Consider the following 12730-nt stretch of genomic DNA (forward strand, 5'->3'; position numbering starts at 1 on the left):
TTCGCTCTGCATCGTCACCAGCGCGGGTCATCGGCGCCGCTCCGGGGTCATCCGTTGACCTTCCCGCCGGCGACCGCGCGGGCGAGCGCGTTGACGATGAATGTCAGGACGAACAGCGCGAAACCCGCGGCGATGTAGGCTCCCGTGGGCAGCGGCTGGCTGAACTCGGCCGCCGCGGACGCGATCTTGGACGCGAACGTGTATCCACCGTCGAACAGCGACCACTGTCCCGGTTGGGCGGCCGAACGCAGGATGATCAGCACGGCCACGGTCTCCCCCAGGGCCCGGCCCAGGCCGAGCATCGACGCCGCGATGACACCGCTGCGCCCGAACGGCAGCACGGTCATCCGCACCACCTCCCACTTGGTGGCACCGAGCGCCTGGGCGGCTTCCTTCTGGATGCCGGGCGTCTGACGGAACACCTCCCGCGACACCGAGGTGATGATCGGCAGGATCATCACCGAGAGCACGATGCCGGCGGTGAAGATGGTGCCACCCCCGGCCACCGACACGTTGCCGTGACTGAACAGGAAGAACCACCCGAGGTTGCGGTTGAGGAACGTCGCGACCGGCCTGAGCTGAGGCGCCAGCACGAAGATCCCCCACAACCCGAAGATGATCGACGGCACCGCGGCCAGCAGATCCACCATCGCGCCGAATGCGCGGGACAGGCGCGTCGGCGCGTACTGGGTGAGGTACACCGCGATGCCGACCGCGATCGGTACGGCCAGCACCAGCGCGGTGATCGAGCTCAGCACCGTGACCATGAACAGGTCGCGGACCCCGAACGCCAGCTCGTTGGGGTTGGTGGTCTTGAAGTCGGCGCTGGTGAAGAAGTCCGCGTGGTTGGCGCGCAGCGACGGGACGGCACGAAGCAACAGGAACACCGCGATCAGCGCGATCGCGACGACGATCGTCGCGCCGGCGGCGACGGCGACCAACTTGAACAGTTGGTCGCCGCGCCGGCCCGCGCGGGTGTCTGCCACCGCCAGCGCAGGGCTCTTCCTGCCCGGCGGGGTGGAGACCGTTGCTCGTGTCATCTATGTCCCGGGTCAGCTGATGGCGTTCACCGACGTCGACAGCTTGGACTTGAACGCGTCGGGAATGGGGATGTATCCGTTGTTGGCCAGGCCATTCTGCCCTGCGCCGATGGTGCTTTGCAGGAACGCCTTCACCGCCGTGCCGACCTGCGCGTCGGGATACTTCGAGCAGACCACTTCATAGGTGGCCAGGACGATCGGATAGGAGCCGGCCTGGGTCGGCTTGTAGAACGAAAGCGTGTCGATCACCATGTCGTTGCCCTGGCCCTTGATGGTGGCCCCGGAGATCGTCTTGCCAACCGAGTCCGCGCTGATCGCCACCGGGTCCGGACCGGCCGAGGTGACGATCTTGGCCATGTTCAGCTTCTGGGACTGGGCGAACGACCACTCGTTGTAGGTGATCGACCCCTCGGTGGCCTTGATCGCCGCCGAGGTGCCGTCGTTACCTTTGGCGCCCTCGCCGACGCCGCCGTTGAACGTCTTACCGGCACCCTTGCCCCACGCGCCGTCGGACGCCGCGTCGAGGTATTCCTGGAAGTTGTCGGTGGTTCCCGACTGGTCGTTGCGGAACACCACGTGGATCGGCTCGGCCGGCAGGTTGGCGCCGGCGTTCAGCTTCTGGATCGCCGGGTCGTTCCAGGTGGTGATGGCACCGTTGAAGATCTTCGCCGCGGTCGGGCCGTCGAGATTGAGCGAACCGAGGCCCTTGACGTTGTAGGTGATCGCGATCGGGCCGAACACCACCGGCAGGTCCCACGCCGGCGAGCCGCACCGCTGCTGCGCCTTGGTGTGTTCCTGGGCGGTCAACGGGGAGTCCGAGCCGCCGAAATCGGTTTGGTTACCTGTGAATTCGGCGATCCCGGCACCCGAGCCGTTGGGTGTGTAGTTCAGGGTCTGACCGGGGCAAGCCTGTTCGAACGTATTGACGAAGCGGGTCATCGCGTTCGCCTGCGCCGTCGACCCGCTTGCCTTCAGCGCCTTCTTCCCGCCGCAGCTCACGTTCGCTGACGACTGGCCCGTCGTCGCGTGCCCCGCGTTGGAGTTGTTGTCGCTGCCGCATCCCGACACCACCAGCGCAGCGGCGGCCAGGACACCCAGCGTGGCGCCAAATCGGTTGAGTTTCATTCAAATCCTTACGGTAGGGATTGAAGGTGATCGCCGCCGCACGCAGCCGCAGCCCGCTAACCAGCCGTCTTCCTCGCAGCCCCGAAGCTAACAGGACCAAGGTTAACGGTGAGCAAACGTCGGTTGCTGCGGAAAGCGGCCTCCACCGGCGGCGGCACGGGTGCCCGACCGTCCGGTATGGGCCACGTCACATCCGCCGGCGCGTGTGCAAAACTAGAACCTGTTTCAGAAAAGCCCTTCGTCGGGCGGCGGGGTTTGCTGCCGTTTCGGCCCACAACTCAACAAAGAAAGGCCGCAATGATCCTTGACAGGTTCCGCCTCGACGACAAAGTCGCCGTCATCACCGGTGGCGGGCGCGGCATCGGTGCCGCTATCGCCGTGGCTTTCGCCGAAGCCGGCGCCGACGTCCTCATCGCGTCGCGCACCCAGTCCCAACTAGACGCCGTCGCCGAACAGGTCCGAGCCACCGGCCGCCGCGCGCACACCGTCGCCGCCGACCTGGCCCACCCGGAGGCCATCGCGCAGCTGGCCGCTGCGGCCGTCGAGGCTTTCGGACGCCTGGACATCGCGGTCAACAACGTCGGCGGGACCATGCCCAACACGCTGCTCACCACCTCCACCAAGGACCTCAAGGACGCGTTCACCTTCAACGTCGCCACCGCGCACGCGTTGACCGTCGCGGCCGTGCCGTTGATGCTCGAGCACTCCGGGGGCGGCAGCATCATCAACATCACCTCCACGATGGGGCGCCTGGCCGGGCGGGGATTCGCGGCCTACGGCACCGCCAAGGCCGCCCTGTCCCACTACACGCGGCTGTCCGCGCTGGACCTGTGCCCCCGGATCCGGGTCAACGCCATCGCGCCGGGCTCGATCCTGACCTCCGCGCTGGACGTGGTGGCCTCCAACGACGAACTGCGCGCGCCGATGGAGAAGGCGACACCGCTGCGCCGCCTCGGCGACACCGACGACATCGCCGCCGCCGCAGTCTATTTGGCGTCGCCGGCCGGTAGCTTCCTGACCGGCAAGACGCTGGAGGTCGACGGCGGCCTCACCTACCCCAACCTCGACATCCCCGTCCCCGACCTGTGAGTCCCCGACCTCTAGAGGAGCAGCCATGGCAATCCCCGTCGTCCAACTGGGCACCGGCAACGTCGGTGTACACGCGCTGAAGGCGCTGATCACCAATCCGCAGTTCGAGCTCACCGGTGTCTGGGTGTCCTCGGAGGCGAAATCCGGCAAGGACGCGGCGGAACTTGCCGGCCTGACGGAACCTACCGGCGTGCTGGCCAGCACCGACCTGGACGCGGTGCTGGCCACCGGCCCGCGGTGCGCCGTCTACACCGCGCTGGCGGACAACCGGCTGATGGAGGCCCTCGACGACTACCGGCGCATCCTGGCGGCGGGAATCAACGTGGTGGGCAGCGGTCCGGTCTTTCTGCAATACCCGTGGCAGGTGATCCCCGACGAGCTCATCAACCCTCTGGAAGAGGCTGCGCAGGAAGGCAATTCGAGCCTGTTCGTCAACGGCATCGACCCGGGCTTCGCCAACGACCTGCTGCCGCTGGCCCTCGCGGGCACCTGCCAGAACATCCAGCAGATCCGCTGCATGGAGATCGTCGACTACGCCACCTACGACAGCCACGCCGTCATGTTCGACGTGATGGGCTTCGGCAAGCCGCTCGACGAGATCCCGATGCTGCTGCAGACCGGCGTGCTGAGTATGGCGTGGGGATCGGTGGTGCGGCAGTTGGCGGCGGGCCTGGGGATCACGCTCGACGAGGTGGCCGAGGTCTACGTCCGCGAACCGGCGCCCGAGGACTTCGACATCGCCTCGGGTCACATCGCCGAGGGCACCGCCGCGGCGCTGCGCTTCGAGGTGTTCGGAATGGTCAACGGCGACCCCGTCGTCGTCCTCGAGCACGTGACCCGGCTGCGCGAGGACCTGTGCCCCGAGTGGCCGCAGCCCGCGCAGCCCGGCGGCTCCTACCGCATCGAGATCACCGGCGAACCCTCCTACGCCATCGACGTCTGCCTGGGCAGCCGCCTCGGCGACCACAACCACGCCGGGCTGGTCGCCACCGCGATGCGGGTCGTCAACGCGATCCCCGCGGTGGTCGCCGCGCCGGCGGGTATCCGCACCACGCTGGACTTGCCGCTGGTCACGGGCCAAGGCCTTTACGTCCCCGGGTGAGGCCGGAATCCGAACACCGGGCCCGGGTGTGACCGGGCGCCGGCGTCTTCGGCTAACCTCACTTTTCTATTCGGGAAACTGAATCGAGGGATCGGCACGTTGGCGCAGGGCACCCAGTCCGGGCTGAAGATAAGCTGGTACCTGCTCGGCCCGGCGTTCGTCGCCGCCATCGCCTACGTCGATCCCGGCAACGTCGCCGCCAACGTCAGCGCCGGCGCGAAGTTCGGCTACCTGCTGCTGTGGGTCATCGTGGTGGCCAACGTGCTGGCGGGACTGGTGCAGTACCTGTCGGCGAAACTCGGGCTGGTGACCGGCCGGTCGCTGCCCGCCACGATCGGCAGGCGGATGAGCCGCCCGGCGCGGCTGGTCTACTGGGTCCAGGCCGAGCTCGTCGCGGTTGCGACCGACGCCGCCGAAGTCATCGGCGGTGCCATCGCCCTGCGCATCCTGTTCGGCCTGCCGCTGCTGATCGGCGGGATCGTCACCGGCGTCGTGTCCCTGCTGTTGCTGGCGATCCAGGACCGCCGCGGCCAGATCCTCTTCGAGCGGGTGATCACGGGTTTGCTGCTGGTGATCGCGATCGGCTTCGCGGCGAGCTTCTTCGTCAAGACGCCCCCGCCCGGCGACGTCATGGGCGGGCTGCTGCCGCACTTCCGGGGCAGCGAGAGCGTGCTGCTGGCCGCCGCGATCCTGGGCGCGACGGTGATGCCGCATGCGGTGTATCTGCACTCCGGCCTGGCCCTCGACCGGCACGGACATCCCGACAAGGGCCCGCGCCGGAGCATGCTGCTGCGCGTCACCCGCGTCGACGTGGTGCTGGCGATGGCGGTGGCCGGGACGGTGAACGCGGCGATGCTGCTGGTCGCCGCGATCAACCTGCAACACCGCGACATCACCGTGTCCATCGACGGCGCCTACGCCGCCATCCACGACACCCTGGGCCCGGCGATCGCGGTGCTGTTCGCGATCGGCTTGCTCGCCTCGGGGCTCGCGTCGTCGTCGGTGGGCGCCTATGCCGGCGCCATGATCATGCAGGGGTTGCTGCACCGATCGGTGCCGATGGTGGTGCGCCGCGTGGTGACGCTGTGCCCCGCGCTGGCGATCCTGGCGCTCGGGTTCGACCCCACCCGCGCGCTGGTCCTCTCGCAGGTCGTGCTGTCGTTCGGGATACCGTTCGCGGTGCTTCCCCTGATCAGGCTCACCAGCGACCGCCGGCTGATGGGCAGCGACGCCAACCATCCCGTCACCACCGTTATCGGATGGGCGGTCGCGGTGATGGTTAGTCTGCTTAACGTGGTGCTGATCTGGCTGACGGTGGCCGGCTAGATGCCGGCCCGGCGGCATCCCTACTTCGCATACGGATCGAACCTGTGCGTCAGGCAGATGGCGCTGCGCTGTCCCGACGCGGCCGACCCGCGGCCGGCGGTGCTGTCCGATCACGACTGGCTGATCAACCAGCGCGGCGTCGCCACCATCGAACCCCTGTCCGGCAGCCGGGTGCACGGGGTGCTCTGGCAGGTCTCCGACAGCGACCTGGCCGCACTCGACGGCGCGGAGGGCGTGCCCGTGCGCTACCGGCGGGACCGGCTGACCGTGGTCACCGGCGACGGCCCCTCGCCCGCCTGGGTGTACATCGACCACCGCGTGGTTCCCGGTCCACCGCGCCCGGGCTACCTGCCGCGCATCATCGACGGGGCCGTCCACCACGGCCTGCCGCAGTGCTGGATCTCGTTTCTGCACCTCTGGGATCCCGCACGCCGGCAGCGCCCTGTTTCCGCCACAGGGACTGCGCCACAGTCCCTTTCGGAGTTGCTTGGTGAACCCGGGATGGTCGAGGTCAGCCGGTTGCGGTCCCGCTTCGGATTTCTCGCCGTCCACGGCGGCGGCCTCGAGAAGATGACCGACGTCGTCGCCGAACGTGCCGCCGAGGCCGCCGGGGCATCGCTGTACGTGTTGCGCCACCCCGACCGCTACCCGCACCACCTGCCGTCGGCCCGGTTCGACCCCGCCGAGTCGGCGCGGCTCGCCGAGTTCCTGGACCACGTCGACGTCGCGGTCTCGCTGCACGGCTACGGGCGCATCGGGCGCAGCACGCAGCTGTTGGCCGGTGGCCGCAACCGCGCACTGGCCACGCACCTGGCCCGGCACATCCGGCTGAGCGGGTATGAGGTCGTCACCGAACTCGACAGGATCCCGCGCGCACTGCGCGGCCTGCATCCGGACAACCCCGTCAACCGCGTGCGCGACGGCGGGGCCCAGCTGGAGTTGTCGGTGCGCGTCCGCGGCCTCGGCCCGCGTCGGCAACCGGCCGGCGACGACGGATTGTCGCCGGTCACCGCCGGCCTGGTGCGGGCGCTGGCGGACTCGGCCAGGTGTTGGTGAGTTTTCGTAACTGTCGATCGGAGGTTGTTGGTGGCCAAGGATTTTCGCTTCGGAATGAGCATGCGCTTCTTCAAGTCCCGCGAGAGGTTGCAGGAGAAGGTGAAGCGCGCCGAGGCTTTCGGCTTCGACGTGCTGTGCGTGCCCGACCACATCGGTGCGGCGGCACCGTTCCCGACGCTGACCGCGGCCGCGATGATCACGACGCGGATGCGGATGAGCATGTACGTGCTCAACGCGGCCTTCTACAAGCCGGCCCTGCTCAGCAGGGACCTTCAGGCTCTGGACGTGCTCAGCGACGGCCGCCTCGAGGTCGGGCTGGGCACCGGATACGTCCGCGAGGAGTTCGAGGCGGCCGAACTGCCGTACCCGAGCGCCGGCGCCCGGGTCGACTACCTCGAGCACATGACGACCTACCTCGAGGAGCACCACCCGACCACGCCGATCCTGATCGCCGGCAACGGCGACCGGGTGCTGACGATTGCCGCCCGGCACGCCAGCATCATCGGCCTGACCGGTTCCCGGGTTCGCGACGTCGACGACCCACTGGCCGAGCGTGTCGAGTTCGTGCGCAGCGCAGCCGGTGACCGGTTCGACTCGCTGGAGCTCAACCTGGCCATCACCGCCGTGCCGACCGACGGGTCCCGCATGCCGGACTTGACGATGACCCGCATGTACGCCTCGGAGCTCTCCGACGACGAACTGCTGTCCATGCCGTCGGTGCTCAGCGGGACACCACGCGAAATGGCCGACACGTTGCGCGGCTACCGCGACCAGTACGGCATCACATCATTCACGGTGCAGGACAACCACATCGACAACTTCTCGAAGGTGATCGCCGAGCTGCGCTGACCCGGATCACCTCCCGCGGGAGGCATGACCGATCGCGGGGCGGTTCCCGTTGCCGCCCTTGGCCGCCCGCGGTTCACCCCGCCCGCCGGTGAGCGTCTGAGTGATCCGAGGGTGCCCGTCGGTGCGACCCGGCGCAACCTGCAAAAGCCCGTCGGGCCCGACCGCGACACGGGTGCCGAAACAGCGGCCGGTCTGGCCCATGGTGGTGCGCAGCCATTCGGTGTCGGCGCGCGAGGCCCGCTCGAGTCGCATCCGCCGCACGCGCATCGGGATCATCCGCAGCGAGACCAGTTCCCTACTGGCCGCGTCGGTGCTCACCAGATAGAGCAGGCGGAGGTCGCCACGGAACGACTCGTGGCCCCCGATGCCTTCGTAGTCGTCGATGACGTCGCCGCAGCCGTACAGGATCGGCCGGCCGCGGTATATCTCGATCGGCCTGGGTGGTGCAAGGAGTGTCCGTGCACGACGTCGATGCCGGCGTCGATCAGCCGGTGCGCGAACGCGATTTCGCTCGCCGTCATCGCGTAGCCCCAATTGGATCCCCAGTGCACCGAGACGATCGCGACGTCGCCGTCGCGTCGGTGGGCCAGGACCTCGGCCGCCACCTCCTCGACGGCATCCCGCAGCGCCGTGTCCGCGATCAGCCACACCCCCGGCAGATCTGCTTGCGCCGCAAAGCTTTCGGGCACACCGGCCGACGTCACCGCCACCGAGCCGACAAGCAAGCGGTGCCCGCCGCGGCCCGCCAGCACCGCCGGACGCCGCGCGGCGAGCACGTCGGCGCCCGCCCCGACGGTCTGGATCTGCGCCCCGGTCAAGGCCGCAACGGTGTCGGCCAGTCCCTGGTAGCCGAAATCGAGAATGTGATTGTTGGCCAGGGCGCACACGTCGGGCCGCAACGCCGTCAGCGCGGGCAGGTTGTCCGGATGCATGCGGTAACAGACCGTCTTGCCCTCGGCGAACCGGCCGCCGGCGGTGATCGTCGTTTCGAGGTTGATCAGCCGGACATCGGGTGCGGCCTCGTCGAGCAGCGCCAGCACCTCGCCCCACGGCCAGTTCCAATGCTCGGGGCGCGGTATCGGCCCGTGCGCGTGCTCGGCCAGCCGTATGTAGCCGCGCGCGTCGCGCAGGTGCGGCTCGCGCAACTGCGGGTCACCGGGTCGGGACAGAACCTGGTCGACGCCCCGCCCGAGCATCACGTCGCCGCCCAGCAGCACGGTCACCACATCGGAATCGCCGGCCATACTTGCCACCCGCCACAGTCGATCGCTGGCACATATCGACGCCACCATCGCACCCCGCGGGCCCGGCCGGGAGGGGATGAAAGTGCCGTGACAGTGCGCCCAAGGTCATCCGCCGCACGTGCCGGCCGCGCGCTGGGGGCGTTGGTACCCCCCCAAAAAAGTGGGGCCTAACGGCCCTTCGGTGCGCCGACCCGCCGCGACAGACTCGATGCATGGACGAAAGTTTGCCGAGCGGGCGGCTGGGCACGTTGCGCGGTGGTATGCGGCTGTTCGACGATCGCGTCGACGCCGGGAGACACCTGGCCGAACGCCTGGAACCGTTGCGCGGCCAGGACATTGTCGTGCTGGGGCTGCCGCGCGGTGGGGTGCCGGTGGCCTTCGAGGTCGCCCGGGCGCTCAACGCGCCCCTGGACGTGCTGGTGGTGCGCAAGCTGGGGGTGCCGTATCAGCCCGAGCTGGCCTTCGGCGCCATCGGCGAGGGCGGCATCCGGGTGATCAACGACGCCGTGGTGGACGAAGCCGACCTCTCCGAGGACGAGATGGCCGCAGTCGAGGCGCGGCAACGCACCGAGCTGGAGCGCCGCTCGGAACGCTTCCGGCGCGGCCACGCACGCATCCCGGTGGCCGGGCGGATCGCGGTGATCGTCGACGACGGCGTCGCGACCGGCGCCACCGCCAAGGCCGCCTGCGAGGTGGCGCGCGCCCAGGGCGCGAACCGTGTGGTCCTGGCTGTGCCGATCGGCGGGCGCGACATCTTCGCCAGATTCTCCGGATACGCCGACGACGTGATCTGCCTGCACACCCCGGAGTTCTTCTACGCGGTCGGCCAGGGCTACTGCAACTTCACGCAGACCTCCGACGACGAGGTGGTCGCCCTGCTCGACCGTGCCCGGGAAGGCTTCCGCGAGCCCACGGTCGGCGCCGCCGACGACCCGCCCATACGCGACGAGGAGGTGCGGGTGAGCGCCGGCCCGGTGTCGGTGGCCGGGCACCTGACGGTCCCGGAGCGGCCGGTCGGCGTCGTGGTGTTCGCCCACGGCAGCGGCAGCAGCCGCCACAGCCCGCGCAACCGCTACGTGGCGGAGGTCTTGAACGCGGCGGGCCTCGCGACCCTGCTGTTCGACCTGCTCACCCCCGAGGAGGAACGCAATCGCGCCAACGTGTTCGACATCGGGCTGCTGGCACGCCGCCTGGTCGACGTGACCGGCTGGCTGGCCGGCCAGCCCGACACCGCGGCGCTACCGGTCGGCTACTTCGGCGCTAGCACCGGTGCGGGCGCGGCCCTGGTCGCCGCCGCCGATCCCCGAGTCAACGTGGCGGCGGTGGTGTCCCGCGGTGGGCGACCGGACCTGGCGGGTGACGCGCTGACCGAGGTCCTTGCCCCGACGCTGCTGATCGTCGGCGGGCGTGATGACGTGGTGCTGGAGCTCAATCGGCACGCCCGGGCCATGATCCCCGGCGTCTGCGAGCTCGCCGTCGTTCCCGGCGCCACCCACCTCTTCGAGGAACCCGGCACGCTCGAGCAGGTCGCGGCGCTGGCCCGGGACTGGTTCATCGAACACCTGAGCCGCGTGGCCACGCCCGCGAGCCCCTGACCGCGACGAAAAGTCACGGCGCAGGGTTATTTTGGAGCGTTGCCGCGGGCCTACGACGGCGAGTTCGCGGTTCGACACCGGGGCGACCACCAGCGGCAGGATTCCCCGGGCCGCGGATGACGAGAGTAGCGTGGTCCGGGTGACCAGGATGACCGTGACCATCCCAGCACAGGTCGACGCCGGAGAGCTCGAACGCGAACTGGTCACCGCGGTCGCCGACAGACTTCGCGACAACCACGGGTACCGGTTGGCGGCGGAGAGCCCGCAGGATGCCTCGGCAGCCCGGAACGAGTACCCGATGGATCCCGCCGGCAAGGTCGTCGTCGACAAGAAGCCGGGTGCGCTGGAGGTCAAGCTGCGCGGCCTGGAGGTCGACGCGCGCGACCTGTTCACCGGGATCAGCAGTGAGCTGGAGCTGCGGCACCACGGGCTGCGCACCGAGATCGGCTGACCGGCCCGGCGGTGTGCGCACCGGGACCTAGAACGTGACCTTTGACCCTGGTCGCTCGCCGGTCCGGCTGCGCACACTGCAAACTATGACCGCATCTGAGAGCACTACGCAGACTTGGCGCGACGTGGCCGACCAGCTCACCGCGGCGCAGATCGCCCAGCTGGAGCGCCTCGAACACGACGAGCCGCACACGCTGCTGGAGATGGCGCGGCAGTGGGCGGCCGACAACGAGACCGCGGCCTCGCCGTTGGACCAGGTGGTCCCGCCCACGGGGGCGGTGCGCATGTTCGGCTGGCAACGTGACGGCAACTGGTTCCGCGACTTCAAGGGCACCATGCGCCGAGGAGGGCTGGCCCGCGTGGAGATCTGCGGCCGGCAGGAGGAAGACGGCTCGACGCGGCGGTGGATCACCGTGCACACCCGCCACCTGGACGCGCTGGACGCGCCGGCGGCCCGCGAACTGGCGGCCGCACTGAACGAGGCGGCCGACGAACTGGAATGGCTCGCCTGATCCGGGACCGTCTACCGGCCGACCGAAGACAGTGGGCGCCAGCCTGTTCGGGCCGAATTGCGGCGGTGCATGGGACTTCGGTCCCTACCGGTCGGCGGCGCGTGGTCCAAGGATCGATGGCACGTCAACAGCAAACCGAAACCGAGGAGGGGTCATGAACGATCTCCCTGCCCGTCACCAACCACGCTCCTGGCTGCCGGACTGGTCCGATCTCTGGTCGGACCTGCGCACCGGCATGCCGTCCTGGGCGGGCCTGCGCTCCGGCCACCTGATCCGGCTCGCGGAAGAGCTGGAGGACGGCCACTACCTGCTGCACGCCGAACTGCCCGGCATCGACCCGGCCAAGGACATCGACATCACCGTGCACCACGGCCAGCTCACGATCAAGGCGGAGCGAACCGAGAAGAAGGAATCCAAGGGCCGCTCGGAGTTCTGCTACGGCTCGCTGACCCGCTCGATCACGTTGCCGGCCGGCGCCGACGAGGAGGCCATCAAGGCCACCTACGACAAGGGCATCCTGACCGTGGACGTGGCCGTCCCCGAGCAGAAGGCCGCGGCGTCGGCCGAAAAGCACATCACGGTCCAAGCCGGCTGAATCAAGGTAGCTGCCTGTCGGCGTGCAAACAGGCGACGGCGTCGGCGATCGTCGGCGCGACCGAGGCGATACCGATCCCCGTCGCCTTGACCGCCACGGTGTCGCTGACCAGCACGCGGCGCAGCCCGAGCCGCTGCAGGCGGCCGGCCGCGGCATGGACGAACAGCCCGTGCGTGGCGGCGACGACGATGTCGGGTGCGGCGCCGCGCGCACGCAGCAAACCGACGGCGGCTTCGATGGTGGCCCCGGTGGTGATCATGTCGTCGACGATCACCGCCGGGCGGCCGCGCACGTCGCCGGCGACGTCCAGGGCGGCGACGGCCGAGCCCGCGTCACGCTGTTTGCGCACCACCGCCACCGGGCCGCCCAGCACCGCCGCGTACCGCTCGGCCAGCTTGACCGCACCCAGGTCGGGGGCGACCACCACCGCGCCGTCGGGCAACCCGCCGGCCAGCTCGCCGGCCAGGACCGGGACGGCCGACAGAGCTTCCGCCGGGATCCGGCACACCGCTTCCAGGGTCGGGGTATGGGGATCGACGATCACGAGCCGGTCGACGCCCGCGGCGGCGATCGCGTCGGCGACCACGGCCGAGCCGAGGGCCTGCCCCGGCGCGGTGCGCCGATCCTGGCGCGCGTAGCCGAAGTACGGCACCACCGCGGTCACCCGTCCCGCACGGGACCGGCGGCACGCGTCGATGAGCAGGAGCAATTCGACGAGGTGCTCGTTGACCGGCGGCGACGTCGGCT

The 12730-nt window shown here is 69.6% G+C and carries 12 protein-coding genes and 1 pseudogene; 9 read left to right on the forward strand and 4 right to left on the reverse strand.

Annotation, left to right across the window (positions count from 1 at the left end; all coding sequences use genetic code 11):
* Positions 1 to 47: 47 nt before the first annotated feature.
* Positions 48 to 1040, reverse strand: coding sequence for a phosphate ABC transporter permease subunit PstC (gene pstC / locus AC2VOR_RS08570; protein ID WP_369737163.1), 993 nt, complete (start codon positions 1038 to 1040; stop codon positions 48 to 50).
* Between the two features lie 12 nt (positions 1041 to 1052).
* Positions 1053 to 2165: a phosphate ABC transporter substrate-binding protein PstS gene (pstS, locus tag AC2VOR_RS08575; RefSeq protein ID WP_369737162.1), complete on the reverse strand. Its 1113-nt coding sequence runs from the start codon at positions 2163 to 2165 to the stop codon at positions 1053 to 1055.
* A gap of 297 nt (positions 2166 to 2462) precedes the next feature.
* Between pstS and AC2VOR_RS08580 the strand changes: the two genes are divergently transcribed.
* The 5 genes from AC2VOR_RS08580 (at position 2463) to AC2VOR_RS08600 (ending at position 7587) form a co-directional block, all read left to right on the forward strand.
* Positions 2463 to 3254: an SDR family oxidoreductase gene (locus tag AC2VOR_RS08580; protein ID WP_486963603.1), complete on the forward strand. Its 792-nt coding sequence runs from the start codon at positions 2463 to 2465 to the stop codon at positions 3252 to 3254.
* A 25-nt stretch (positions 3255 to 3279) separates the two neighbouring features.
* Positions 3280 to 4356, forward strand: coding sequence for an NAD(P)H-dependent amine dehydrogenase family protein (locus tag AC2VOR_RS08585; RefSeq protein ID WP_369737160.1), 1077 nt, complete (start codon positions 3280 to 3282; stop codon positions 4354 to 4356).
* 78 nt (positions 4357 to 4434) lie between these two features.
* Entirely contained in the window at positions 4435 to 5682 is a 1248-nt protein-coding gene (locus tag AC2VOR_RS08590; protein WP_369741453.1) for an Nramp family divalent metal transporter, read from the forward strand.
* Positions 5683 to 6738 carry a poly-gamma-glutamate hydrolase family protein gene (locus tag AC2VOR_RS08595; RefSeq protein ID WP_486963604.1) on the forward strand — a complete coding sequence of 352 codons (1056 nt, stop codon included), beginning with the start codon at positions 5683 to 5685 and terminating at the stop codon, positions 6736 to 6738.
* 24 nt (positions 6739 to 6762) lie between these two features.
* Entirely contained in the window at positions 6763 to 7587 is an 825-nt protein-coding gene (locus AC2VOR_RS08600) for an LLM class F420-dependent oxidoreductase (protein WP_486963605.1), read from the forward strand.
* A 129-nt stretch (positions 7588 to 7716) separates the two neighbouring features.
* Here AC2VOR_RS08600 and AC2VOR_RS08605 read toward each other — a convergent pair.
* Positions 7717 to 8831 (reverse strand): annotated as a pseudogene (locus AC2VOR_RS08605) (CapA family protein); the annotation flags it as partial.
* Between the two features lie 260 nt (positions 8832 to 9091).
* Here AC2VOR_RS08605 and AC2VOR_RS08610 point away from each other — a divergent pair.
* From AC2VOR_RS08610 to AC2VOR_RS08625, 4 genes are all read left to right on the forward strand, one after another.
* Positions 9092 to 10426, forward strand: coding sequence for a phosphoribosyltransferase family protein (locus tag AC2VOR_RS08610; protein WP_486963608.1), 1335 nt, complete (start codon positions 9092 to 9094; stop codon positions 10424 to 10426).
* Between the two features lie 139 nt (positions 10427 to 10565).
* Positions 10566 to 10877: a hypothetical protein gene (locus AC2VOR_RS08615; RefSeq protein WP_369737156.1), complete on the forward strand. Its 312-nt coding sequence runs from the start codon at positions 10566 to 10568 to the stop codon at positions 10875 to 10877.
* Between the two features lie 85 nt (positions 10878 to 10962).
* The gene (locus AC2VOR_RS08620) at positions 10963 to 11388 is read left to right on the forward strand and encodes a hypothetical protein (RefSeq protein WP_369737155.1); all 426 of its coding nucleotides are present in this window, start codon (positions 10963 to 10965) and stop codon (positions 11386 to 11388) included.
* A 154-nt stretch (positions 11389 to 11542) separates the two neighbouring features.
* Positions 11543 to 11983, forward strand: a complete 441-nt coding sequence (locus AC2VOR_RS08625) for an Hsp20/alpha crystallin family protein (RefSeq protein ID WP_486963606.1) — start codon at positions 11543 to 11545, stop codon at positions 11981 to 11983.
* Position 11984: 1 nt separating this feature from the next.
* Here AC2VOR_RS08625 and AC2VOR_RS08630 read toward each other — a convergent pair.
* On the reverse strand, positions 11985 to 12730 hold a 746-nt coding region (locus AC2VOR_RS08630), incomplete at its 5' end, for a ribose-phosphate diphosphokinase (RefSeq protein WP_486963607.1).

Source organism: Mycobacterium sp. TH-M103 (genome assembly GCF_057473785.1).

Coding starts and splice junctions, on each gene's coding strand:
- pstC (WP_369737163.1), bottom strand. CDS start 1,040: ATGACACGAGCAACGGTCTCCACCCCGCCGGGCAGGAAGAGCCCTGCG.
- pstS (WP_369737162.1), bottom strand. CDS start 2,165: ATGAAACTCAACCGATTTGGCGCCACGCTGGGTGTCCTGGCCGCCGCT.
- AC2VOR_RS08580 (WP_486963603.1), top strand. CDS start 2,463: ATGATCCTTGACAGGTTCCGCCTCGACGACAAAGTCGCCGTCATCACC.
- AC2VOR_RS08585 (WP_369737160.1), top strand. CDS start 3,280: ATGGCAATCCCCGTCGTCCAACTGGGCACCGGCAACGTCGGTGTACAC.
- AC2VOR_RS08595 (WP_486963604.1), top strand. CDS start 5,683: ATGCCGGCCCGGCGGCATCCCTACTTCGCATACGGATCGAACCTGTGC.
- AC2VOR_RS08610 (WP_486963608.1), top strand. CDS start 9,092: ATGCGGCTGTTCGACGATCGCGTCGACGCCGGGAGACACCTGGCCGAA.
- AC2VOR_RS08620 (WP_369737155.1), top strand. CDS start 10,963: ATGACCGCATCTGAGAGCACTACGCAGACTTGGCGCGACGTGGCCGAC.
- AC2VOR_RS08625 (WP_486963606.1), top strand. CDS start 11,543: ATGAACGATCTCCCTGCCCGTCACCAACCACGCTCCTGGCTGCCGGAC.